We start from the raw sequence: 22952 nt of genomic DNA on the forward strand, positions 1-22952 counted from the left end.
TGTGAATATTAAACTAAAATGAGCGTTATTTGTTCTGTTAAAAAGAGAAAGTATTTGGAATGAGGAAATCTACGATTTGGTTACTCGCTTGTGTAATGGCATTTGCTTTTGCCGGTTTGCTTTTCCTGCAGGTTAAGTACGTGAGCATTATACTCAAAAAAAGCAGCGAGCAATTCAATGAAACAGTCAAAAGGAGCTTGCACCAAGTCTCAAAAAACCTGGAGCTGGATGAAACGCGTGAGTATCTGGAAGAAGATCTCAGGCGTGAAGATAACAACTATCTGCGTAACAGCCAGAATCCGGAAGAGATCACGCAGGCGATCACTCAGCAGAAGCTGAATATAAAGGATGCCGATGGCAACAATATTATGCAGATAGAACAGTTGCATAGTTTCAGCCAGAAGTTTCAGCCGCTTTCGTCGCTCGACAAAAAGCAAGCGGCCAACAATATTGTCGGTACATCCCACGACTTGCAGCAATCATTGAAATACCGTCTGAAGTATCAGGGCGATCTGATGCAGCTGGTTTTACTGAATCTGTTGAACACTCCCAACCAGAAGCCGATTCAGGAACGTGTCGACTTTAAGAAGCTGAATAATTACTTAAAAACAGAATTTATTAACAATGGTTTGAACCTGCCGTTCATATTTTTTGTTATTAACAAAGACGGGAAGACAGTGTACCAGAGTGGGGAAATAAAGAAGGAACCTATTGCGTCTGATATAATTACGTACGTATTGTTTCCGAATGATCCTCCCTCGAAGCAGAATTATCTGAAAGTATATTTCCCTACGAAAGGTGACTATATTTCAAGTTCTGTAACATTTATTGTACCGTCCGTGCTTTTCTCGCTGATACTTTTGGTAACGTTTATCTTTACCATTTATATTGTGTTCCGCCAGAAGAGGCTGTCAGAAATGAAAAATGATTTTATCAACAATATGACGCACGAGCTGAAGACTCCGGTTTCCACGATCTCGTTGGCGGCACAGATGTTGAAAGATTCGGATATAACGAAAAGTCCTGATGTATTCAGACATATATCAGGCGTGATAAATGATGAGACGAAGCGATTGGGCTTCCTGGTAGAGAAGGTGCTCCAGATGTCGTTGTTCGAACGGCAGAAAGCAGCTCTCAAATTGAAGGAAGTGGATGCGAACGACCTGGTGATCAGCGTGGCCAACACCTTCGCCCTGAAAGTCGAAAAGTACGACGGTACGCTCGATGTAGACTTGCAGGCTGTCGATTCGTCCATTTATGTAGATGAAATGCACATCACCAATGTATTGTTTAACCTGATGGACAACGCAGTGAAATACCGCCGTCCGGAGGTGCCCCTTACATTGATGGTAAGAACCTGGAACGACAACAACGGCAAACTGCTGATCGCCGTTGAAGACAATGGTATCGGGATCAAGAAAGAATACCTGAAAAAAGTATTCGACCGCTTCTTCCGCGTGCCGACAGGGAACGTACACGACGTAAAAGGTTTCGGTCTGGGACTTGCTTACGTCCGTAAGATTATCGAGGACCACAAGGGTACGATCCGTGCCGAGTTGGGTCCGGGAAATGTAGGAACAAAATTTATTATTACTTTACCTCTTATAAAAAGTTAGTTATGGAAGAAAAACTGAAAATCTTCTTTTGTGAAGACGACGAAAACCTGGGTATGCTATTAAGAGAATACTTACAGGCTAAAGGTTATGTAACAGATCTTTTCTCTGATGGAGAAGCAGGTTACAAAGGTTTCACCAAAGGCAAATATGATCTTTGCGTATTAGACGTAATGATGCCGAAAAAAGACGGTTTCACTCTTGCACAGGAAATCCGTTCTATAAATCCTGACATTCCAATTATTTTCCTTACTGCCAAGACAATGAAGGAAGATATTCTGGAAGGCTTCAAGATCGGTGCCGACGATTATCTGACAAAGCCGTTCAGCATGGAAGAGTTGCTGCTTCGTATCGAAGCGATCCTTCGCCGTGTGAAAGGTAAGAAGATGAAAGACATTCCTTTCTATAAGCTTGGTAATTTCTTGTTCGATACCCAGAAGCAAACGCTGGCTATCGGTGACAAGGTAACGAAGCTGACAACGAAAGAATGCGAACTGCTGAGCCTGCTGTGTGCCCATGCAAATGAAATTCTGGAACGTAACTATGCACTGAAAACTATCTGGGTTGACGACAACTACTTCAATGCCCGTAGTATGGACGTGTATATCACCAAACTTCGTAAACTGTTGAAAGATGATCCGGGAATCGAAATCATCAACATCCACGGTAAGGGTTACAAACTGATCACTCCTTCAGGAGAAGAACAGGCCCGCGAAGAAGGTATCCAGGTACTTTAAGGGACAGATCCCGGAGGCTGCCGCCCTACGGCTGGCACTTTCCGGAAGATGAGATAAGAAAGGCATTGCCCCGGTTGGGCGATGCCTTTTTTAGTTTGTGGCATTGGGTTTTATATTCTGGGTGAATTCCTTATAAATGCGTCCCGATGTTGTTTTTATAAACATGGATTATATTATCTTTGATGATTATATGTATTAAAGAATATGGATAAACTGGAGCGTATGCCTTTCAAGGCGCAAAAACAACTATTCGAGAAGCTGGAGAAGATAGCCGGTGTGGCTAATCTGACCAAGGAGGAACGCCAGGAATATGACGAGGCACTCAAAGTGTATCGTGACTGCAAGAATATAGTGGATTATGCGGAGGAGAAAGGTGAAATCAAAGGAGAAATTAAGGGGATAAAGCGGACTGCCAGGAAAATGAAGGAAACAGGTTCTTCCCTTGAATATATCATGGAATGTACTGGGCTTTCCGAAGAAGATATCCATAACTTGTAAACTCCTTATATAAAATAATGGATAAGGCTGTCGTTTTAAACGATGGCCTTTTTTTGTTTTTAGAACTCTGATATAAGATCATAAATGTTGACTGTGTTTTCCTTTTTCAAATACTTAAAATGGAGCTCAATGACCCTTTTAACATTTGCTCGCTGGGTTTTGGAAAATAGGTATGCTGATATACAGTATATTAGGATATTTGCGTGTATAAATATTTGTGTCTAAATACTTAAGTATAAATGTATATTAAATATCAGGTTTAAAGGGGAATACGAATTTAAAGTAGTGACAAAAATAAACGTTCCTTTTTTCTAGTCACAAATTTAAGAATTAATATTTACTGAATTGGCATAAACTAAAAAATAATTTATCAATGTATATGCTTTCTTATCAACTGAATATGAAATCAAGTACAAAAATAAGTCTTTTTATTACAAAGTCATAAATGACCCGAAAAAATGACTAGAAAAAAGGAACGTTTTATCTAGTCATTCACTTTTGAAAGACATTCTTTTTTCAAGGCTGAAAGTATTTGAATAGCACTATTATTAATATTAAATTAGAGAATCATGAACAAGGGATTATTTATTCCGGCTGCAACGGTAAGTCTTACGGAAAGTTCTATTTTCTGTAAGTATGCGGGCAACTTCGGTCGTTTGGGTTGTAACGATGGTTACGGTTTTCCCTGCAAAGACTGCAATAAATACTGCGGAAGGAAAGGAAGAGACTCGTATTGTAGTAGCTGTTGAATACGAAGCCGCTATCAAATCAATCACAAAATAAAAATGAAAAAGAAATATAGAGACATACCCTCGTATGTCTCTATCATAATCAATAAATTTTAGTTGACTGTGTGGCATGTTTAATTATCTCTTTTGTATGCCAAGTACCCTGCGACAGGTGAATAAGCAGTCAATATTAATACTAAAGTAATAAAATAAAGTTCTTCTGTTCGATCTCTGTGAAGAGCGAAGGCAGACAAAAACAAGCCCTGGGATTCATCGTCCAGGGCTTCGTTTTTTAGAAAAGTATCAACTGGTGATTAAATATTCAAACCAGATAATTAATAGTACATCGACATGAAAAAAAAATCGAAGCCTCCCAACTGAATGGAGCAATCAGAGAGTTAAAAGAAAAATGTGAAAGAATGGAAGCCGATCTGCATGAAATAAACAAATGTGCAAGAGCTATTAACCGCTTGCTGGAACATGCCGTATTTGAAGAAGACATGGTGGAGGAAGAGAAGATCTTCTTTTACGGAGAAACAAACGAATTTATCGAACTCATCATCCCGCTGATCCGCAGCACAAAATGGCGGGTGAACGGGAATCGGATGCAGAAAAAATTTCTCCGATCTATTGATGAAGTCTTCAAAATTAAGAATGAAAAGACAAAAGACCTTCTTAAATTCGACAGTTTGTATGCTGCCTTGAAAGAGTATTTCGACAGACATTTCCCTGACGATGTTTTTTCGTAAAAAAACGAAAAAGACAGGAAGCCAATCAATGGCTTCCTGTACCTTTATAACATACCGGATAACCGGAACAATCTCCAAATCGAAACGATATGATCGAAGCAACCGTCTTTACAAACTTCAGGTTTTGCCAGGGAAACAAACCGCTCACGGCTATTGCAGACGAAATCCTTAACGGGAAGTACGAGACAACTATCAAACTACACCGGGCCGCACTGCATGCCGGTGATCCCGCCACTGCTGAACGGATCAAGAAATCACTCGAAGCATTCACTGTCTCCGCTACCTACCGGAAGACGCGCAAGGAACCGGACATGATCGGCTATAACCCGCTCCTGATCCTCGATATTGACAAGCTCGCACCCGAAGCGATTCCTCGCCTTAGGTCGCTTATCAATGAAGCTCCCTATACCATTTACAGCTTCCTGAGTCCTGGTGGACAAGGACTGAAAATTATTGCCTGCTCGGCAGTAGATATCGAACAGCTCCCTCAAAACCACCGGATCATCTATAATACCGTCAAGGCGTGGTATGAAGAATTGCTCGGTGTGGAGATCGATGCTTCGGGGAGTGACGCCGGGCGACTCTGTTTTGTCTCCTACGATCCTTTGCTTTATGCCTCTCCCCGTTTTAGTGACTGGCTGCATACCGGAAAAGGGATGCCTGAAGACTTGCCATTGCTCAAGCCTTTGCTGCAAAAAACGAGAAAAACGGCCAACACCCGCCATGTGGCTAAACAGCTCAGTAATGCCCGGAACCGACTCGACAAACAGGAGAAGTATCAGGATGGCAACCGTAACAATTATGTTTACCACTATGCCTGCCTGTGTAACCGGATAGGCGTGCCCGAAGAAGTCCTGACCGGTTATTGTACGGAAAACTTCGGCGATCTTTCGGCAGAGGAACGTTCCAGTGCGATTACGAGTGCCTACAGTCATAGAGAGGAGCACGACACCTTTCCTCTGATAAAAAACGGGAAGAAGGTGGAGCTGATCCGGGAATATCTGTCCACACATTTCTTTCTGCGTAAAAATGTAGTTCGTAACCTGGTAGAATACCGGGATAAAAGGGCAAAAAGCCACACATACCATCCTGTGACCGATTACTGGGAGAATACCGTCTGGTGCAATCTCCAACTCGAAGGAGTCAATTGCAAGATCACTGAATTGAGGTCGGTGATCCATTCCGGATTCAGTAAAGAATTTGACCCGTTCAAGTTCTATTTCAGTAAATTGCCGTCATGGGATGGCGAAACAGATTATATCGCCCGGCTTGCTTCGACCGTCAGTACCACACGGCCTGAATACTGGCTGACCTGCCTCCGGAAATGGCTCGTAGCCACTGTGGCCTGTGCCATAGACGAAAAGACGGAGAACCATGCCGTATTGCTGTTGAGTGGCGGGCAGGGATTGGGTAAAACAACCTGGTGCCGTAATCTGGTACCACCTGAACTGCATCAATATGTCTATTCCGGCAATCTCGATCCTGCCTCGAAAGATGCTTCCCTGCTCCTGAGTGACTGTTTCCTGATCCTGCTCGACGAGCTTTCGGGACAAAGCCGCATGGAACTGAACCGCCTGAAAGCAATGATCACGAAAAACAGTGTACACGAGCGCCGCGCCTATGCGCATAATTCGGAAACATATGAGCGCCGTGCTTCATTTGCCGCTACGGTCAACGACAGCCAGGTGCTGACCGACCGTACCGGTTCGCGTCGTTTCCTTTGTTTTGAAACAGTCCGGATAGATTATCTTACTCCTGTCGACTACAGCCATATCTATTCGCAGGCACTGGCTTTGTATAAAGGCGGCTTCAAGTACTGGTTTTCCGATACTGATATTGCAGAGATCAACGATAACAACGAACCTTTTCAGCAGAGCAGTCCGGAGGAGGAATTGTTCTATACTTTTTTCCGTAAACCCTGCCGTTTCGAGGCTTATTTACAGTTATCCAGCAGTGAAATAATAGCCAAAATAGCTGAAAAGACCCGTATGCCTATTACTCAAATCAACGTGGTTAACCTCGGAAAAATGTTGAAAAGGACAGGGTTTGAACATTTTATACGTAACGGGAAACGCTTTTTCAACGTTATAGAACTTACGTTCGACGAAGTAAAAGCTGTACAGCTCGGAATCCGTTCGTATGACAATGTAGATGCTCAAGCTGTTGATAATAAAGGAGTGGTTCCTGATGATAAAACAGATGAAGGGAATGAAAAACCTCAAATTCAATTGCCCTTCTGAGGCTTTCGGGTGGAGAAGGTGGAGGTTGTTTAACGGTTGGCACACTTTCTGTATTTATGTTTATATATTACTATCAACAACAACCGAAAGGTCTCCTTATATTTATAAAAGTCGGCCGAAATGTATTTTCATCTTCACCTCCTCCACCTGCTGCTTCCTCCGGTGATCTCTTCCGATAGTTCCCGACCGAAAAAAATCCGTTCCCGACCCATTTATTTTCAGTCGGGAACGGATTTTTGCGTTGATAACTATTCCTCTTTTAAGGTTCTCCCAAATGTTCCACGATACAGATCACCTGTTTGGGGGTGAAACAGCGAATCCCCGGATGATACCCGAGGGTAACCAGTTTTTGTTTGAGGATGTCGTGATGGTTGATCCAACGCCAGAGCTGCATGACGGCGCCGCGGTGGGAGAGATGGGGATTATATAGCTGGGCGAGTTCGCCGACACCATATGCACGGATGACAAATGTTTTCTGTTCCATAGCATTTATTGTTTTACTTCTATAAATGTACATATTAATGATAAGAAAAACAAGGCTTTAGATGGGAATAAACAAAATAAAATGCTGCTTCGTCACGTCTGCTCACATAGGGCATCGACGAGGCTATCCGGGTGTTGTATCTTTATGATGTAATTAATTGCAAAACAGTTTTATAACTAAAAACAATCGGATTATGGCAGTACAGTATCACTTGGTTCTCAGAAAGAACATGAGCAAAGAAGTAGAAGAGGGGAAAGAGAAGCTCTATTATGCACAGACCCGTGCCACGCGCACCTGTGGTTTCGATGAGCTATGCGACCTGATCGCTGAAAGTTCCACAGCATCCAGCGGTGATGTCAAAGTCGTTCTCGACCGTATGAATAAGTTTGCCGCGAAAGCACTCGAACGTGGCGAAGTTGTCCAGCTGGGCGAACTCGGCAGCCTTCAGCTGATCATGGGCAGTAAAGGGAGTGCGACAACGGAGGGTTTTTCCTCGACCTTGCTGAAGAAGGCGCGTTTGTGTTTCCGTCCCGGTACGATTCTGCGAAACACGACGCAGGTGGCTAAAGGGGAACGTACGACTATCGATGTTACTCCGGTAACACCTCCTACAGGTGGCGGAGGCGACCGTCCTGAAATTGAATAGTAACACATTAACCCGACTTTCCAATGGATAAACAATCATTTGTAAAACTGTATCTTCCTGCCGCGCGTATGGCTGGAGATCTGTACCGGATCAATCCGGTCGTCATTCTGGCTCAATCGGCCATTGAAACAGGATGGGGCGAGAGCGCGCTGGCACGGCAATACAATAACTTCTTCGGATTAACCGGATATGGTGTCGTAAACACCTACTGGCATGGAGGAAAGGTTAGCCTTGAAGAGAATGGCCTGTTGTTCAGGCGTTACGACGCACCGGAAAATAGTTTTCTTGATTTTGCACGGCTGATCTCTACCGCTTATCGTCTTGCCGCCGCAGTCAGTAACTACCCCGCTGCCTATGCTCGTGAAATAGCTTACAGCCGTTATATCAGTGAAGTGAACGGTGATAACCGGGCGGCGTATGAAGAAATGCTTACAAGGATTGCGCGGAGCCTGATGCCTTTGGTGGAGGAAAGGCTGCGTCAAGAGGGGTTTTGTGAGGAAAGGACGCGCAATGTTGGCCTGTGTACAAAGAAACCGTAAAGGCGGATATTATTTAATCATTTAAAATGAATCAGTATGAGCAAATTAAAATCTGTTTTTGAGTTTATTATGGCGTTGCTGGGATTCCTTCTGGATTTCGGAAGGAAAAAAGAGAAGAAGGAATGACGGAATTGAAAGTTCCTGTTTCCTGTGCGCATGCTCTGTGATGTAGACCGTATGCGGGAGACTTTTCAACAAACTAATGGTTTATCAACAAAGTTATCAACAGGTTAATTGATTGATAATATTTATTTTAGATGTTTTGTTAATAAGATATGAACAAAAGCGCATAACTCTGTTGTGAATAACTTTGGCAGCCTATAAAAAGAAAACAGCCTCAGAATAAATCTGAAGCTGTTTTTCTTTGAGTGATCCGCCTGGGGTTCGAACCCAGGACCCCATCCTTAAAAGGGATGTGCTCTACCTGCTGAGCTAGCGAATCATCCTGTGCATACTCTGTATTGCGGTGTGCTTTACTTCTGTATTGCGGGTGCAAAGGTAGGGTTTATTTTTTAATTTGCAATAGCAGGAGGATCTTTTTTTGAAAAAAGTTACTTTTTTTCTTCCTCCTTCGGTTGAATATCGGCTGGCGGGGGAGGTAGAATGTCCCCTTCCAGTAAGATAAAACGCTTATAATAAGACAGGCAGAGTGTTGTGAGCGGCAGGGCGATGATCAAGCCGATGAAACCGAGCAAAGTTCCCCAGATAGACAAAGAAAGAAGGATGATGGCTGGATTCAGGCCCATCGCTTTCCCCATGATGCGGGGCGTGAGGTATAAATCCTGGATACATTGGACGATTCCGAGTATCAGTAATCCGGAGCCCAAAATAAGCCAGAAATTATCTCCCGTCTCTGCCGATTTCAGCAAACTGAGGATGACCATCGGGATCAGTCCGATCGTTTGCAGGTAAGGGATCAGATTGAGTACGCCGATAAATAGTCCGAGTGTGACCCCCAGCGGGAAACCTACGATCTTGAATCCGATAGCCAGCAGGACGCCGACACACAACGCGATCAGCGACTGGCCGCGGAAGTAACGGTTCATGCTCTGTTCCACGTCGTCGGCCAACCCTTTGGCGAAAGGACGGATATGCGCCGGGATCAGGTTGATCCACCCGTTGGCTATCTTCTCGTAATCCAGCAGGATGAAAATGAAATATAACAGGATCACAAAGATGATCGTTATGCTGAAAAGGATCGAAAAGGTGTTCGACAGGATATTCCATACTTTGGGCGCCAGCTGCTTGATGGCATTCTGGATGTTTTCGCGGCTGAGAAGTTCCATCAACTGGTTGATGTCCACATTATTCTCCAGATATGTGATCCACGACTCGGGGATAAGCGGGATATGCCCTTCACCCGGATTGTGCGTACGCATCAGGTTCAGGGTTCGTTCGGCTTCCTGGGCGATGGAGGGGACAACCAGTGCAGCTGCCGCACCGATGATCAGCGAGGCGCAGATAATTACGGCTATGATAGCCAGGATGCGGCTTTTCAGCTTCAGCTTGTATTGGAAAAATTTCACGAAGGGTTGCATCATATAGGCCAGCAGCCACGCGATCAGGAAGGGGAGCAGGGCAGTCCGCAGTATGGTGATCAGATAGAGCAATGCGCCGATGATGACGATACTGAATACGATACGTGTGACACGGTCGAATGTAAATGGCCTTTCGAATAATGAGTTCATATTTTAATTTTTATCTTTGCCTGCGACAAAGATAAAATAAACTGGAATAGGATAATAAGATGATAAAGAAAATATTATGTGCTGCTTTACTGTTAGGCTGCTTTTCACAGCCGCAGGCACAGACTCCCCAACCTGTAAAACAATTGCTGAATGCCCCTTATATGAAGGGGGCGACTTTCTCCATTGTGGTAAAAGACGTGCAGGATGGAAAGACGGTTTACAGCTATGACGAGGATCGTGAGGTTTCTCCGGCTTCTGTCCTGAAAACGGTCGCGACGGCTACGGCTCTCGAAATATTGGGAGACGATTATCGGTACGCTACGTCGCTGGAGCATGACGGGAGTATCAAAGAGGGTGTCCTGAACGGAAATCTGTATATCAGGGGAGGCGGTGACCCGTCGCTGGGGTCGTCGCATTTCGCTCCCGACAGGAATCGTTATACGCCCGCACAGAATACCTTTATTCCCGAATGGATAGCGGCGCTGAAGAAGGCGGGTATCCGGAAGATCACCGGGGCGGTGGTGGCCGACGAACGTATTTTCGATACGGAGGGTGCTTCTATCAAATGGCTGCGGGAAGATATGGGAAATTATTATGCACCGGGAAGCTATGGGCTTTCGGTGTTCGACAATATGTATAAGTTGTCCCTGAAGACGGGGGCTGCCGGAACTCGTCCGGAGGTCGTTGGGACTGATCCGGCAATTCCTTCCCTGCGGTTTATCAATTATCTGAAAGCGTCGTTGTCGGATAGTGCTTATATAATCGGTGCCCCGTTGTCCGGCGAGCGTTATTTACAGGGTGTCGTTCCTGCTAACCGCGAGAATTATGTGTTGAAAGGCGATATTCCCGATCCGGCTTTGTTTCTGGCGGAATATCTGACCGGTTGCCTTGAGCACGAAGGTATTGTGGTAGGAAAGGAGCCGACTTGTTACCGGATCGAATCGGAAGCCGGGCGGTGGAAAACGGTCGAGAGGAAGCCGGTTGTAACGACTTATTCGCCGACATTGAAAGAGATTGCGAGCGTGACGAATCATGTCAGTCATAATTTGTTTGCGGATGCGCTGGTGAAAACGGTCGGTCTGCAATATGTTCCCCGGAAAAACGAGGTGATCTCTTCTTTCGGACGGGGCGTGCAGGTGGTACTCGATCATTGGAGGAAGAAGGGGCTGGATGTGTATCCGTTGCGGATGTATGACGGCAGCGGACTGGCTCCGGCCGATAAGGTATCGGCTGAGTTTATTGCTGATCTACTGGTGTATATGGCGACGAAATCGGAGGTTTCCGAAGCTTTCTTCGAGTCATTGCCGCAGGCGGGTGTGGAAGGCTCGGTCCGCAACCTGTTGAAAGGAAGCAAGCTGCAAGGGAAAGCTCGTTTGAAGAGTGGCGGGATAACGGGAGTACGTAGTTATGCCGGGTATATAGACAAAGACGGTAAACGTTATGCTGTTGCCGTTTTCTCCAATAATTATTCCTGTAGCATGGGGCAGATGACGAAGGGGCTGGAAAAGTTGCTGTTGCAACTTTTCTAGTTGACAGTTGACAGTTGACAGTTGACAGGTTATTGATAGAGTCTCAAACTGTCAACTGTCACTTGTCAACTATCAACTGCTAAGGCAGTAGCGACCTCTGTGCCAGAAACTCCATGAACTTCTGTTTGTAGTTGTCGGAGATAGGAATATATTCTTTGCCAAAGACGATGCGGTTGCGTTCGATCACTTTGATCTTTTCCGGCTGGACGATGAAGGAACGGTGTACGCGGATGAAACGGTTGGTCGGCAGCATGTCTTCCAGGCTTTTCATACTCATCAGCGAGAGGATCGGATGCGGTTCGCCTTCGATAAATATTTTGACATAATCTTTCAGTCCTTCGATGTATAATATCTTGCGGAGTTCGACCTGCACCAGTTTGTATTCTGTCTTGATAAAAATGCTTTCGATCGATGTCTGGGATTGTACTGCCGGGGCGGTCGGCTGGCCGTCTTTCCCGGGATCGGCTTTCCCCTCTTTTCCTTCCCGCAACAGTTCGTACCATTGCAGCGCCTTGTTGGCCGATTTCAGGAAGTCGGCATAACTGATCGGTTTCAGCAGGTAATCGAGAGCGTTTACCTTGTAACTGTCGAGTGCATATTGGCTGAAAGCCGTTGTGAAGATGATCCGTGTCTCGGCTTCCAGTATGCGGGAAAATTCCATGCCGTTGAGTTCGGGCATCTGGATGTCCAGGAACAGGAGGTCGACAGGCTCTTTGGTGAGCATGGGCAGGGCATTGACCGCACTGTTGTATTTCCCGGCAAGTTCCAGGAACGGGGTCTTGTTGACATAACTTTCCAGCAGGCTGATTGCCAAAGGCTCGTCGTCGATGATTGCACAAGTCAGTTTCATAAATAATACTTATTTAGTTGACAGTTGACAGTTGACGGTTGACAGTTATTTCGGCTTTTACCGATTTGTTTACCGGATGCGAAGCCTAACTGTCAACTGTCACTTGTCAACTGTCAATTGATTTGTATTTCCAGCATGCTATGATAACTGTCACCGTCTACACCGCATGAGAAAATATGTTTGTTCGGATAAATTAATTCAAGCCGTTTGCGCAGGTTCTTGATGCCGATTCCCGAACCGCTCTTGTCCTGTTCCGCATCTTTGGGGAAATAACTGTTTTTCAGGATGCAGACAACCAGGTCGCCGTTCTGGTGTATATCCAGATGGATGAACGAGGGCTGGCTGTTGCTGACGCCATGTTTGAAGGCATTCTCGATCAGGGAGATGAACAACAAGGGGGCGATCATGGCATCCGGTTTGGCGGCAGATATCTCCGTTTTCAGTTCCACATGCTCCGGCAGGCGGATGCGCATCAGTTCCACATAGTTGCGGATAAAATCCAGTTCGCTTTCCAGCAAGACGTGCGGCTGGCTACTGTCGTAAAGGACGTAACGCAGCAGGCGGCTCAGGTCGTGGACTGCTTCTTGTGCTCGTTCGGGACTGAAAGCGATCAGGCTGTAGATATTGTTGAGCGTGTTGAACAGGAAATGTGGGTTCAGCTGGCTTTTCAGGTTCTGAAGTTCGGCTTCCGCCCGGCTCTTCTCCAGTTCGCGGCGCATGGATTCTACCTGATACCAGCCGCTTGTCATCTTGATGGCGACACTCAGGCCTGCCACCAGCGCATACAGCATGGCATTGACGAGGAAGAAGCCGATAATCTCCTGCAACTCCCTTTCCGGACGGTGCGGGCGGTGTATCTCCGGCGGCGGAAGCAGTTGCATCAACAGATGTACCGCCAGCATCGCAAAGGCGATCAGCAGGACGTTGCTGAGGAAGAACTTCCATCCGTGGCGTGAAAACAGATAACGGTTTACCAACAGGAAATAGTTCACATAGAAAACCATCATGAACGAAAGCGGAACGATGACGGAGCGCAGATAGCTGATCACCGTCAGTTCCTGTGATTCCCTGCCCGTAAAGAAGAACGGCAGGCCGAACAAAATCCCCCAGGCAGCAATATGGATAATGCTGCCCATTCCCTTGAAAGGAGGAGATATATGCGTATGTGTTGTCGTTTCTGTTTTCATCTTTTACAAAGATATTAAATAATTTCTTATTCGTAACGGATTGCTTCGATCGGATCGAGCTGGGCGGCTTTCTTGGCCGGATACCATCCGAAGAAGACACCGGTAACGGTACAGACAGCGAATGAAAGCATAACGCTCCATGGTTGGATATAGATCGGGAAGTGGGCGACGCCGTTCACCACCAGGGCGGCTCCTACACCCAATACGACACCGATCAGTCCGCCGGTCACACTGATCAGGATAGATTCGATCAGGAACTGGGCGAGGATGTCGATCCCTTTTGCCCCGATACTCATACGCAAGCCGATCTCGCGGGTACGCTCCGTGACGCTGACATACATGATGTTCATAATCCCGATACCACCAACGAGCAACGAAATACCCGCCACAGCCGCCAACAGCACGGTCATCATGTCCGTAGTGCTTGTCAACATCGTGCTCAACTCCTGCTGACTACGGATGGTAAAATCATCATCGTCACTTTCCTTCAACTTATGGTTGCGGCGCAGTATTTCTGTTATCTCGTCAATAGCCTGGTCGGTGTATTCCTCTTTGAGGGCCGAACAGGTGATGCCTTGCAGATGGGTGATGGCCAGAACTTTTTTCTGAATAGTTGTGTATGGAGCTAAGATTAGGTCGTCCTGGTCCATTCCCATGCTGTTGTATCCTTTGCTTTCCAGCACACCTACGATGCGGAAAGGTAATTTCTGAAAGCGTATGACTTTGCCGACGGGGCTTTCGCCGTTGGTAAAGAGGTTGTCGACTACGGTTTTACCGACTACACAGACCTTTGCTGCCGTCTGGATGTCCTGTTCGGTGAACATATCGCCGTCTTCCACCTTGTAACGGCGGATTTCGAGATAGTCGGGACTGATACCGTAGACGGTGGTCGGGGCGTTGTTGGCTCCGAAGATGGCTTGTCCGCTGCTGTTGACCGAAGGGGAGACGGCAGAGACGTAACGGGTTTCGTCGACGATGTTCTGATAGTCTTCCAGCTTCAGTGTCTCCATAGCGGAAGCATCCTGACGGACACCTCCCCGGACATCGGCACCGGGATGTATCATGATCATATTCGAGCCCATCTCGCTGATCTGTTCCTGTATGCTCCGCTTCGATCCTTGTCCGATGGCAAGCATCGTGATCACGGAGGCAACGCCGATGATGATACCGAGCATCGTCAGGAATCCGCGTAGCTTGTTGTTGGCAAGGGCACGGAGGGCTATTTTTATGAGGTTTGTTCCGTTCATTTTGAATAATTATTAATCGTCATTCTTAGGCAGCCTGGCTAATGCCTCTGCTGCATTTTGTACATTGTTGTTCACCGTGTCGGCCGTTACATGTCCGTCACGCAGGGTGATGTTACGGCTGCTGTACTGGGCAATTTCCGGGTTGTGCGTTACGAAGATGATGGTACGTCCTTCGGCATGCAGCTTCTGGAAGAGTACCAGGATCTCGAATGACGTACGTGTATCCAGGTTTCCCGTTGCTTCGTCGGCAAGGATCACTGCCGGGTCGTTCACCAGGGCGCGGGCGATGGCTACACGCTGCATCTGTCCGCCGGACATCTGGTTGCTCTTGTGCATCAGGCGGTCGCCCAGGCCGACGGCAACCAATGCCTGCACGGCTTTCTCATGGCGGGCGGAGGCACTGAAGTTGGGGTTGTACATCAGAGGTAGTTCTACATTTTCTACGGCTGTCGTTTTGGGCAACAGGTTGTAACTCTGAAAGACAAATCCGATCTTCCGGTTGCGCAGGGTGGCACGGGCGTTCTTTCCCATCGTGCGGACGGAGACGCCGTCGAGATAATATTCGCCCTTGGTCGGTGTGTCGAGACATCCCAACGTGTTCAGCAGCGTACTTTTTCCCGAGCCGGAGGTTCCCATGATGGTGACGAACTCTCCTTCGTGTATCGTGAAGGAGACGCCACGCAGGGCATGGACGATCTCGTCTCCGACCTTGAAGTCACGCCTGATGTTATCTAATTTGATTATCTCTTTCATTGCTGTTGTTTTTAACTGTCAACTATCACTTGTCAACTGTCAACTATTTTTATTTCTTCTTCTTATCGCTTCCCGGAGGGCCAGGCATGAACGGACTCTTTTCCGTTGGGGCAGCGGCCTGTGCCGGTGCGTCCGAAGTAAGGTCGACAGCGATTTCTTCGCCTTCGTTCAGTCCGTCGATCACTTCGATCATATTACCGCTTGTCGATCCGACAGTAACGGCTTTCGGGTGCAACTGCTGTCCTTCTTTAACCCAAACCAGACGTTTGCCGGCCGGTGCTTCCTGGGCACTGTTTTCGGCGATCAGGCCGGTGCCGACGAGTAGTTCTTCTTCCGGAACGAAACGTAACGACTTGGTCGGAATGGTCAGGACGTTATCGCGTTCGAGCGTGTAAATCGTCACGTTGGCTGTCAGACGGGGTTTCAGTTTCAGGTCCGGATTGTCGGCGGTAATCACTACTTCATAGGTTACGACCGTAGAGGATGAGCTGGTGGAGCTGCTCGAACTGCTGCTACTGCTGTCGCCCAAGCGGATCTGCCAGACGGTTCCTTCGAATACATCGTTCGGATAGGCATCGACGGTAAAGCTGACACGCTGTCCGTCGTGTACGTTGCCTATATCGGCTTCATCGACATCGGCGATCACCTGCATCTTGGTCAGGTCGGCGGCGATGGTGAACAGGGTCGGTGTTTCGAATCCGGCGGCAACGGTCTGCCCTTCTTCAACGGCACGGTTGATAACGACACCGTCGATCGGGCTGGTGATCGTGGCGTATTCGAGGTTACGGTTCACTTTGACCATCGCTGCCTGATTCTGTTCGTAGGAGGCTTTCGACTTTTCATAATTGTAAGTCGCTGTCTCATAATCGGAGTCGCTGATCAGTTTCTTTTCGTAAAGCACCTTGTTACGTGCGTAATTCTTCTGCTGGTATTCGTATTCGCTCTTGCTGCTTGCCAGCTGGGCCTGGGCGGATGCCAGTTCGGCCTTCAGGTTTACTTTATCCATTTCTGCGATCAATTGTCCGGCTTTCACTACGTCGTTGTAGTCTGCGTACAATTTATCGATGATGCCGGATACCTGCGTACCGACTTCCACTTCCGTCACCGGTTCTACTGTTCCGGTAGCTGTCACTGTGTTTGAGATGGAGCTGCGGTTCACTTTGGCGGTTTCGAGGCTGATGCCGCCTTTCGACGATTTACCTGTAAAGAACCAGATTCCTCCGGCTACGACCAGCACGCCTGCTATACCGATAATAAGTTTCTTGTTCATATCTTTTTCTGTTTTTATTTTTTACTTAGAACATCACGATTTCTTCACCTTGGTAGAAGCGCAGCAAACCTGCGTTGAGGATGGCCGTATATTTGGCCTGTAGCGTTTCCTGCTGGGCACTCAGGAGATTGTTTTTCTCGGTGAGCAGTTCTACCGTATTTTTCATGCCGACGTTGAACTGTTCGCTGACAAGGGCGTAGCTGGCTTCTGTGCTTTTCAGTTTCTGTGCTGCGGCTACATATTGCTGTTGGGCGCTGTTGGCTGTCAGCCAGAGGCTTTCAATCGTTTTGTAGAGTGTCTTCTGGTTGTCCATCAGGTCGAGCTCGCTGGTTTGCTTTTGCAGCTTCGCTTTGTTGACAGCTGTCTTTGCCTGTCGTTTGTCGAAGATAGGGATGCTCAGGGTCAGGCCCAGGGAGTTATTCCAGTTCTGTTTGACCTGTTCGCTGAAGCTGAAATCGTTGCCGTTGGCATTGGTCGTTCCGATCCCGGCGCTGAGGCTCAGTGTCGGGATATATCCGGCACGTGCCATCTTGATACTCAGGTCGGAAGACTGGATATTCAGTTTCCCGGATTCTATTTCAGGGCGCAGGTTGAGGGCGGTCTGGTAGACATCGTCTTTGCCGGGCAGCGGTATCAATACGCTGCTGTCGTCGAGTTGCGGCATGTAAAGATCCATTTCGAAATCGCCGTCCAGTTCGAGCAGCTGTTTCAGTTGCAGCTTGTAATCCTGCAAAGTTGTTTGCGAGGTGACCAGTTGGTAGTTATTGCTGCTTACCTGTGCTTCGAGTTGGGCGAGGTCGCTGGAGGCGATGCTGCCGGCGTTGAACAGTTCCTGTGCACGTTCGTATTCTTTCTGACTGACTTCCAGGGTCGATTCGTTCACTTTGACTGCTTCGGCGGAATAGAGTATCTGTACGTACAGCTGGGTGATGTTTTCCTCGATGGTGTTTTCGCTTTCATCGACGGAGAGTTCGGCGATGCGGCTGTTCAGTTGTTGCTGTTTGACAGTGTTTACCCGTTTGCTGCCGTTGTAAACCGTCCAGTTGGCATCGATGCCGTAGCTACCGTTATAAGAGGTTTTACTTTCGCTGGTGGTGATGTTGTCGCCACTGATGATCGTACCGCTGGCACTGTTCGGGCGGTTCACGATGCGCTGGCTGATATTTCCACTCAGGGAAGGAAGGAAATCCGCTTTTGCCGACTTTACATCTTCTTGCGTGCTCTCGACGCTGATGCGGTTACGGCGGATGGTGATGTTATGCTCCAGGGCATAATCAATGCAATCACGAAGCGTCCACTGCTTCGGCATGTCGTCCTCTGCTTTCATTCCGGCAGGCAGAAGAAGCAGGCAGGATAGGATTATTAGAGAGATCTGTTTCATAATGCTTTCGTTTTGCGACCTAAACAATCTTTTTACCTTTATTTTCTGAAGCAAAACTACTTTGTATTAAATTCCTCTACAATTAGAATAGAAATAGGAGGTTGGTTCATAGACGAAAACGGGGATTTTGCCGATAAACGGAATAGAAGGGATATGAAAAGGTTTGGTAATTAAATCCGTAATTAGAAAGGGGACGCAGACCACGCAGAAGACGTAGAGTAACGCAGATATTTTTATTCTAAATAATAAATAAGTCTGCGAAATCTGCGTCTTCTGCGTGGTCTGCGTCCCCTTTCTATGATTACGAGCTATATGAGCGGAACTTAAAAATTCCGGATCATTTATCGTTTGAAAGAAACGGTTGTTTTTCCTCCGGTTTTTTGGATGAATACTTTTTTGTCGTGTTCATCGTCATCCGAATATATATGTGTGCCGTTATATTTCCAGGATGATATCTTGGCGTAATATTTACCGCCGATAACGTTTTTGTCTGTGTATTTATAGGTGATTTCCAGTTGGTCGGTATCACCGTTTACATAGATAGGAAACGTATAGGTACTGTATCTTGAATCTCCGTATGCGCTCAATGTGCAGTAATACAGATTTTCCTCTTTGTCGAAATAAATCCAGTTATGATTGCCATTGTAACGTATGATAGTGTCGGCGACGTCTGTCTGCCGGTCCTTGGTACGTTCGATCGGATTCTCCAGTTTCTCGCTCCATGATACGGGATACGTGTTCGGGTCATTCGGATGGATCAAGCTGTTCCCTTTCTCGTCGATATAGTAAAGACGTAAAGTGTTCGCCCTTCCGAAAAAATTACCGTCCGGTATGCTGTTCATCCATTCTTCCCCTTCTTCTTCCGGGTCCTCGGCATTGGGATTCAGGAGATGATCGTTACAGTTGGTAAGACCGACCGTACACAATAAAAGTAACAAGATACCGAATAAATGATTTGTTTTCATGATGTATAAACACTTTACCTGTTGTCTCTTATAATTCTCTTAACCAGATATTACGGAAGCTGATCGGTTCGCTGGGATCACCGTGGCTCTGCAGGATGATCGGGCCGGCTCCGTGAGGGATCACTTTCGGGAAGCCGATGTATTCGGTTGTTCCGAGGATCGTCGTGTTGTTCTGCAAAACGATGCCATTCTGAATAACGGTGATACGGGGCGGCACGCGATAGGTTCCGTCTTCTTTGAAAACAGGAGCGGAGTAAATGATATCGTATACATTCCATTCACCCGGTTTACGCATGGCGTTTGCCAACGGCGGTGTCTGTTTGTAGATACTTCCGGTCTGTCCGTTCACGTATGTTTCGTTGTTGTAGCAATCGAGCACCTGAACTTCATACATTCCTTGCATGAAGATGCCGCTATTGCCACGTCCCTGGCTTGTTCCCGTGATGTTTTCAGGAACGCACCATTCGATATGCAGCTGGTAGCTGTCGAATTTCTGTTTGGTCTGGATATCTCCGGCTTTTTTATTCACGGTGAAAACGCCATCGTGTACAATCCATTGAGCCGGTTCACCTTTGGTGTTTTCCCAAGCGGAAAGGTCTTTGCCATCGAACAGGACGATGGCGTCAGACGGAGCCGAGTTTGTTTTAATATCTCCCGGAGTAACGATTTTGGGTTGAGGAGTCCAGTATTCCGACATGCCCGGAGTCATTGGCTCCTGTTTCGGATACTCCTTCTGCTGTGCGCTGATGCTTACACAAGCCGTACAGGCAATGGCTGCCAGCACGGCTTTGTTGGTGAAGTCTCTTTTCTTCATGGTCTAAATTATTTTATATTTACATATTAAATGTTGCAAATCTACATAATAATTTGCCATGTTGTAACAGCTTTTACAGGAAAATGCGTTTAAGCGTTATGATTGAAAAGACGTTGTTCCGCCAGTTTCTCATATTTGGTCCCCGGACGGCCGTAGTTGCAATAGGGATAAATGCTGATTCCGCCGCGTGGGGTGAAGATTCCTGTCACCTCGATATATTTCGGGTCCATCAGCTTGACTAGGTCTTTCATGATGATGTTGACACAGTCTTCATGAAAGGCGCCGTGGCTGCGGAAACTGAAGAGGTATAGTTTCAGGCTCTTGCTTTCCACCATCTTCACATCGGGGATATAGTCGATATGGATGGTCGCAAAATCCGGTTGTCCGGTGATCGGGCAGAGGCTGGTAAATTCCGGGCAGTTGAAACGTACCCAGTAATCGTTGCCCTGGTGTTTGTTGGTGAATGCTTCCAGCACTTCCGGGGCATAATCCTGTTTATATTCGGTAGAGCTGCCTAAAAGGTGCAGTTCGTTTTCTTCTTTTCTTGTATCCATAATCTTATTTCTTCTTCCTGTTTAGGTATTTCTCCAATCCTTCTCTGCGCAATTTGCAGGCGGGGCAATGACCGCAACCGTCGGCAGGAACGCCGTTGTAGCAGGTCAGTGTCTGTGTACGAATCAGGTCGAATACGCCCAGTTCGTCGGATAACTCCCATACTTCACTCTTGTCACGGTCCATCAGCGGGGTGTGGATGACGAACTGTTCGTCCATAGCTAGATTCAGCGTGACGTTCAGTGAGCGGACAAAGGTGTCGCGACAGTCGGGATATCCGCTGAAATCAGCTTCCGATACGCCGGTTACTAGGTGAAAAATCCCTTTGCTTCGTGCCATGATGGCGGCGAAAGTCAGGAAAACCATGTTTCTTCCGGGAACGAATGTGTTGGGATAGCTGTCTGCCGGTTTGTCCTCATCCATGACGATTGAGGTATCCGTCAGCGAATTTGGAGCCAACTGGCTGATTAACGATACGTCCAGCAATTGGAACGGAACATGCGCATCGGCTGCAATCTTTCTTGCAATTTCAATCTCCTGGGAATGTTTTTGGCCGTAGGTAAAACATACGGCTTCTACGCGTTTAAAGTGCTTCTTAGCCCAGAAAAGGCAGGTCGTGGAATCTTGTCCACCGGAGAAGCATACCAAAGCGGCTTCTTGATGTTTCATATTTTTCTTGTTTTATACGTGGTTCAGCAAGCACACGGAAAAGGAGACGTTCCTTTTCGCTGCAAAGATACTTTTTTAATTGAAAATTGAGAATTGAAAATTGAAAATAGAGGGACATAGCTGGAGCTATTGCACAAAAATGATGTAATTGTGCCGCACATTTCTGTTAAAAGTGTGCAATATTAAAGAAAAGTCTTTATCTTTGCCGCCGTTTGCATCTGAGAGGATGTTATAAAAGAGGTATTAATTAATGAATATTTTATGAAGAAAATTATCGCTTTAGCATGTCTTTCCATGCTTCCGTTGTCGTACGCTGCGGCAGAAGGTTATCAGGTGAACGCCCAGAGTACCAAGCAGGCAGGTATGGGACACGTTGGTGCTGCCATGAAGTTGGGTGCAGAAAGCATGCATTTTAACCCGGCAGGTCTGGTGTTTATGGATAAGAGTGTGGACTTGTCGGCAGGTATAACCGGTGTGTTTGCCAACGGTAAGTTTACAGGAGATAATGGATACGTTCAAAAAACGGATAATAAGGCAAGTACGCCTTTGTATGTATATGCCGGTTTCAAGATTTATGATTTCCTAGCTGCCGGTATCAGTGTAAATACCCCTTATGGGAGTGCCATTAACTGGGGACGCGACTGGAAAGGTGCTCACCTGGTACAGGATATTTCTTTAAAAGCGTTCAATATTCAGCCAACCGTTTCCTGGAAGATTATGGATAACCTGAGTATCGGTGCCGGTCTGATGATGGAATTCGGTAATATCGAACTGAACCGTGCCCTGATCGCGCCGCGTGCAATGACAGGGTTGGCTGAAAGTATGATGGGACAACTCGGTCCGATATTGGAAGCCATGCCACAATATAAGCCGATCGTCGATCAACTCGTATCAGAAATGTCCAAATATGATGAAACATCTGCTGTTTCTGCTTCTTTGAAAGGGGATGCCGGTATTCGTCTGGGATTCAATGTCGGTGCGATGTACGATATTAACGATAAATTTACGGTCGGTGTATCTTATCGTTCAAAAGTAAAAGCCCGTGTGAAAGAAGGCGATGTTCGTTTGAGTTATGCCAATGAATTAGGTTTCAAAGGATTGCTGGGACAAGTGAATGGTTTGGTTAATCAACTGGAAGGAATGGGGATTGCTATCCCGGGTATTCCCAAAGACGGTATTCAGATTCCCCCGTTGGATCAGGCTACTTTTTCTGCGGAATTGCCTCTGCCGGATAACTGGAATGTCGGTTTGACTTACAAGCCTACAGACCGTTGGGTCGTATCGGGAGAAGTTCAGTTCGTCGGTTGGGGTGCTTACAACTCGTTGGTTGTGAATTTCTATCCGGCTTCGGAATTGAGCCAATATGATATCGATGCTCCGAAGAAATACAAAAACTCACGTATTTATCGTCTGGGAACTCAGTTTGCGGCAACTAATCGTCTTGATCTTCGTTTAGGTGCTTACTTTGACGAAACTCCGGTAGAAGATAATTACTTGAATCCGGAAACTCCGAGTATGAATAAGTTGGGTATCACGGCCGGTCTGAGCTTCCGTCCGCTGGAATCTTTGTCTGTTGATTTTGCATTTTCTTATGTGACCGGATTCGGACGCGACGGTTCTTATACGGATCTCGATTTGTTAGGAAAACCTCGTACATTCGGTGGACATTACAATGTATATGCTTTGATGCCGTCAATCGGTCTTTCTTACGCTTTTTAACCTATACATATATATAATAAATCAGAAGAAAAGGGCTTGTCCGGGGTGGCAAGTCCTTTTTTCTTTATCAATGAATGAACAAGGTTTTTTATTT

21 protein-coding genes and 1 tRNA gene are annotated in these 22952 nt (G+C 46.6%); 9 read left to right on the top strand and 13 right to left on the bottom strand.

Annotated features, from left to right (window positions below):
* Positions 1–59 precede the first annotated feature (59 nt).
* From IEY67_RS08245 to IEY67_RS08265, 5 genes are all read left to right on the top strand, one after another.
* Entirely contained in the window at positions 60–1616 is a 1557-nt protein-coding gene (locus IEY67_RS08245) for a sensor histidine kinase (protein ID WP_122351833.1), read from the top strand.
* A gap of 2 nt (positions 1617–1618) precedes the next feature.
* Complete coding sequence (gene rprY / locus IEY67_RS08250; protein WP_005861388.1) at positions 1619–2350, top strand: response regulator transcription factor RprY; 732 nt, start codon at positions 1619–1621, stop codon at positions 2348–2350.
* Positions 2351–2554: 204 nt separating this feature from the next.
* The gene (locus tag IEY67_RS08255) at positions 2555–2848 is read left to right on the top strand and encodes a hypothetical protein (RefSeq protein WP_183671258.1); all 294 of its coding nucleotides are present in this window, start codon (positions 2555–2557) and stop codon (positions 2846–2848) included.
* A gap of 1147 nt (positions 2849–3995) precedes the next feature.
* Positions 3996–4325, top strand: a complete 330-nt coding sequence (locus tag IEY67_RS08260; RefSeq protein WP_183671257.1) for a hypothetical protein — start codon at positions 3996–3998, stop codon at positions 4323–4325.
* Between the two features lie 89 nt (positions 4326–4414).
* Positions 4415–6565: a VapE domain-containing protein gene (locus IEY67_RS08265; protein WP_183671256.1), complete on the top strand. Its 2151-nt coding sequence runs from the start codon at positions 4415–4417 to the stop codon at positions 6563–6565.
* Between the two features lie 259 nt (positions 6566–6824).
* Here IEY67_RS08265 and IEY67_RS08270 read toward each other — a convergent pair whose 3' ends face one another.
* Positions 6825–7082 carry a DUF4248 domain-containing protein gene (locus tag IEY67_RS08270; protein WP_229801001.1) on the bottom strand — a complete coding sequence of 86 codons (258 nt, stop codon included), beginning with the start codon at positions 7080–7082 and terminating at the stop codon, positions 6825–6827.
* Positions 7083–7242: 160 nt separating this feature from the next.
* On the opposite strand from IEY67_RS08270, the gene IEY67_RS08275 reads away from it, so the two are divergent.
* Positions 7243–7695 carry an HU family DNA-binding protein gene (locus IEY67_RS08275; protein ID WP_122351828.1) on the top strand — a complete coding sequence of 151 codons (453 nt, stop codon included), beginning with the start codon at positions 7243–7245 and terminating at the stop codon, positions 7693–7695.
* Between the two features lie 23 nt (positions 7696–7718).
* Positions 7719–8234, top strand: a complete 516-nt coding sequence (locus IEY67_RS08280; RefSeq protein ID WP_183671255.1) for a glucosaminidase domain-containing protein — start codon at positions 7719–7721, stop codon at positions 8232–8234.
* A 369-nt stretch (positions 8235–8603) separates the two neighbouring features.
* Here IEY67_RS08280 and IEY67_RS08285 read toward each other — a convergent pair.
* Positions 8604–8676: transfer RNA gene (locus tag IEY67_RS08285), tRNA-Lys, on the bottom strand.
* A gap of 109 nt (positions 8677–8785) precedes the next feature.
* The gene (locus tag IEY67_RS08290) at positions 8786–9922 is read right to left on the bottom strand and encodes an AI-2E family transporter (protein ID WP_122351812.1); all 1137 of its coding nucleotides are present in this window, start codon (positions 9920–9922) and stop codon (positions 8786–8788) included.
* A gap of 59 nt (positions 9923–9981) precedes the next feature.
* Here IEY67_RS08290 and dacB point away from each other — a divergent pair, with 59 nt between their 5' ends.
* Positions 9982–11451 (top strand): D-alanyl-D-alanine carboxypeptidase/D-alanyl-D-alanine endopeptidase, encoded by a 1470-nt coding sequence (dacB, locus tag IEY67_RS08295; protein WP_183671254.1) that lies wholly within the window; start codon positions 9982–9984, stop codon positions 11449–11451.
* A gap of 79 nt (positions 11452–11530) precedes the next feature.
* Here dacB and IEY67_RS08300 read toward each other — a convergent pair whose 3' ends face one another.
* From IEY67_RS08300 to queC, 10 genes are all read right to left on the bottom strand, one after another.
* Positions 11531–12301, bottom strand: coding sequence for a LytR/AlgR family response regulator transcription factor (locus tag IEY67_RS08300; RefSeq protein WP_183671253.1), 771 nt, complete (start codon positions 12299–12301; stop codon positions 11531–11533).
* Between the two features lie 113 nt (positions 12302–12414).
* Positions 12415–13488 carry a sensor histidine kinase gene (locus IEY67_RS08305; RefSeq protein ID WP_122351809.1) on the bottom strand — a complete coding sequence of 358 codons (1074 nt, stop codon included), beginning with the start codon at positions 13486–13488 and terminating at the stop codon, positions 12415–12417.
* Positions 13489–13514: 26 nt separating this feature from the next.
* The gene (locus tag IEY67_RS08310; protein WP_122351808.1) at positions 13515–14735 is read right to left on the bottom strand and encodes an ABC transporter permease; all 1221 of its coding nucleotides are present in this window, start codon (positions 14733–14735) and stop codon (positions 13515–13517) included.
* Positions 14736–14747: 12 nt separating this feature from the next.
* Positions 14748–15488, bottom strand: a complete 741-nt coding sequence (locus IEY67_RS08315; protein ID WP_122374859.1) for an ABC transporter ATP-binding protein — start codon at positions 15486–15488, stop codon at positions 14748–14750.
* 49 nt (positions 15489–15537) lie between these two features.
* Positions 15538–16758: an efflux RND transporter periplasmic adaptor subunit gene (locus IEY67_RS08320; RefSeq protein WP_122351806.1), complete on the bottom strand. Its 1221-nt coding sequence runs from the start codon at positions 16756–16758 to the stop codon at positions 15538–15540.
* A gap of 25 nt (positions 16759–16783) precedes the next feature.
* Positions 16784–18139, bottom strand: a complete 1356-nt coding sequence (locus tag IEY67_RS08325) for a TolC family protein (protein ID WP_122361166.1) — start codon at positions 18137–18139, stop codon at positions 16784–16786.
* A 341-nt stretch (positions 18140–18480) separates the two neighbouring features.
* On the bottom strand, positions 18481–19104 hold the full coding sequence (locus tag IEY67_RS08330) for a hypothetical protein (RefSeq protein WP_183671252.1): 624 nt from the start codon (positions 19102–19104) through the stop codon (positions 18481–18483).
* Between the two features lie 28 nt (positions 19105–19132).
* A complete protein-coding gene (locus IEY67_RS08335; RefSeq protein ID WP_122351803.1) occupies positions 19133–19918 on the bottom strand; it encodes a 3-keto-disaccharide hydrolase in 786 nt (261 codons plus the stop codon).
* A gap of 89 nt (positions 19919–20007) precedes the next feature.
* Positions 20008–20472: a preQ(1) synthase gene (queF, locus tag IEY67_RS08340; protein ID WP_122374862.1), complete on the bottom strand. Its 465-nt coding sequence runs from the start codon at positions 20470–20472 to the stop codon at positions 20008–20010.
* A 4-nt stretch (positions 20473–20476) separates the two neighbouring features.
* Entirely contained in the window at positions 20477–21139 is a 663-nt protein-coding gene (gene queC, locus IEY67_RS08345) for a 7-cyano-7-deazaguanine synthase QueC (RefSeq protein ID WP_122351801.1), read from the bottom strand.
* A 261-nt stretch (positions 21140–21400) separates the two neighbouring features.
* Here queC and IEY67_RS08350 point away from each other — a divergent pair, with 261 nt between their 5' ends.
* Positions 21401–22858, top strand: a complete 1458-nt coding sequence (locus IEY67_RS08350; protein WP_122351800.1) for an OmpP1/FadL family transporter — start codon at positions 21401–21403, stop codon at positions 22856–22858.
* Positions 22859–22952: the final 94 nt, after the last annotated feature.

It is taken from the genome of Parabacteroides faecis (assembly GCF_014647375.1).
GTDB classification, from domain to species: Bacteria; Bacteroidota; Bacteroidia; order Bacteroidales; family Tannerellaceae; genus Parabacteroides; species Parabacteroides faecis.

Bases quoted from the DNA above. Each gene is read 5' to 3' on its own strand.
- IEY67_RS08245 (WP_122351833.1), top strand. From the start codon at position 60: ATGAGGAAATCTACGATTTGGTTACTCGCTTGTGTAATGGCATTTGCT.
- rprY (WP_005861388.1), top strand. From the start codon at position 1,619: ATGGAAGAAAAACTGAAAATCTTCTTTTGTGAAGACGACGAAAACCTG.
- IEY67_RS08255 (WP_183671258.1), top strand. From the start codon at position 2,555: ATGGATAAACTGGAGCGTATGCCTTTCAAGGCGCAAAAACAACTATTC.
- IEY67_RS08260 (WP_183671257.1), top strand. From the start codon at position 3,996: ATGGAAGCCGATCTGCATGAAATAAACAAATGTGCAAGAGCTATTAAC.
- IEY67_RS08265 (WP_183671256.1), top strand. From the start codon at position 4,415: ATGATCGAAGCAACCGTCTTTACAAACTTCAGGTTTTGCCAGGGAAAC.
- IEY67_RS08270 (WP_229801001.1), bottom strand. From the start codon at position 7,082: ATGTACATTTATAGAAGTAAAACAATAAATGCTATGGAACAGAAAACA.
- IEY67_RS08275 (WP_122351828.1), top strand. From the start codon at position 7,243: ATGGCAGTACAGTATCACTTGGTTCTCAGAAAGAACATGAGCAAAGAA.
- IEY67_RS08280 (WP_183671255.1), top strand. From the start codon at position 7,719: ATGGATAAACAATCATTTGTAAAACTGTATCTTCCTGCCGCGCGTATG.
- IEY67_RS08290 (WP_122351812.1), bottom strand. From the start codon at position 9,922: ATGAACTCATTATTCGAAAGGCCATTTACATTCGACCGTGTCACACGT.
- dacB (WP_183671254.1), top strand. From the start codon at position 9,982: ATGATAAAGAAAATATTATGTGCTGCTTTACTGTTAGGCTGCTTTTCA.
- IEY67_RS08300 (WP_183671253.1), bottom strand. From the start codon at position 12,301: ATGAAACTGACTTGTGCAATCATCGACGACGAGCCTTTGGCAATCAGC.
- IEY67_RS08305 (WP_122351809.1), bottom strand. From the start codon at position 13,488: ATGAAAACAGAAACGACAACACATACGCATATATCTCCTCCTTTCAAG.
- IEY67_RS08310 (WP_122351808.1), bottom strand. From the start codon at position 14,735: ATGAACGGAACAAACCTCATAAAAATAGCCCTCCGTGCCCTTGCCAAC.
- IEY67_RS08315 (WP_122374859.1), bottom strand. From the start codon at position 15,488: ATGAAAGAGATAATCAAATTAGATAACATCAGGCGTGACTTCAAGGTC.
- IEY67_RS08320 (WP_122351806.1), bottom strand. From the start codon at position 16,758: ATGAACAAGAAACTTATTATCGGTATAGCAGGCGTGCTGGTCGTAGCC.
- IEY67_RS08325 (WP_122361166.1), bottom strand. From the start codon at position 18,139: ATGAAACAGATCTCTCTAATAATCCTATCCTGCCTGCTTCTTCTGCCT.
- IEY67_RS08330 (WP_183671252.1), bottom strand. From the start codon at position 19,104: ATGAAAACAAATCATTTATTCGGTATCTTGTTACTTTTATTGTGTACG.
- IEY67_RS08335 (WP_122351803.1), bottom strand. From the start codon at position 19,918: ATGAAGAAAAGAGACTTCACCAACAAAGCCGTGCTGGCAGCCATTGCC.
- queF (WP_122374862.1), bottom strand. From the start codon at position 20,472: ATGGATACAAGAAAAGAAGAAAACGAACTGCACCTTTTAGGCAGCTCT.
- queC (WP_122351801.1), bottom strand. From the start codon at position 21,139: ATGAAACATCAAGAAGCCGCTTTGGTATGCTTCTCCGGTGGACAAGAT.
- IEY67_RS08350 (WP_122351800.1), top strand. From the start codon at position 21,401: ATGAAGAAAATTATCGCTTTAGCATGTCTTTCCATGCTTCCGTTGTCG.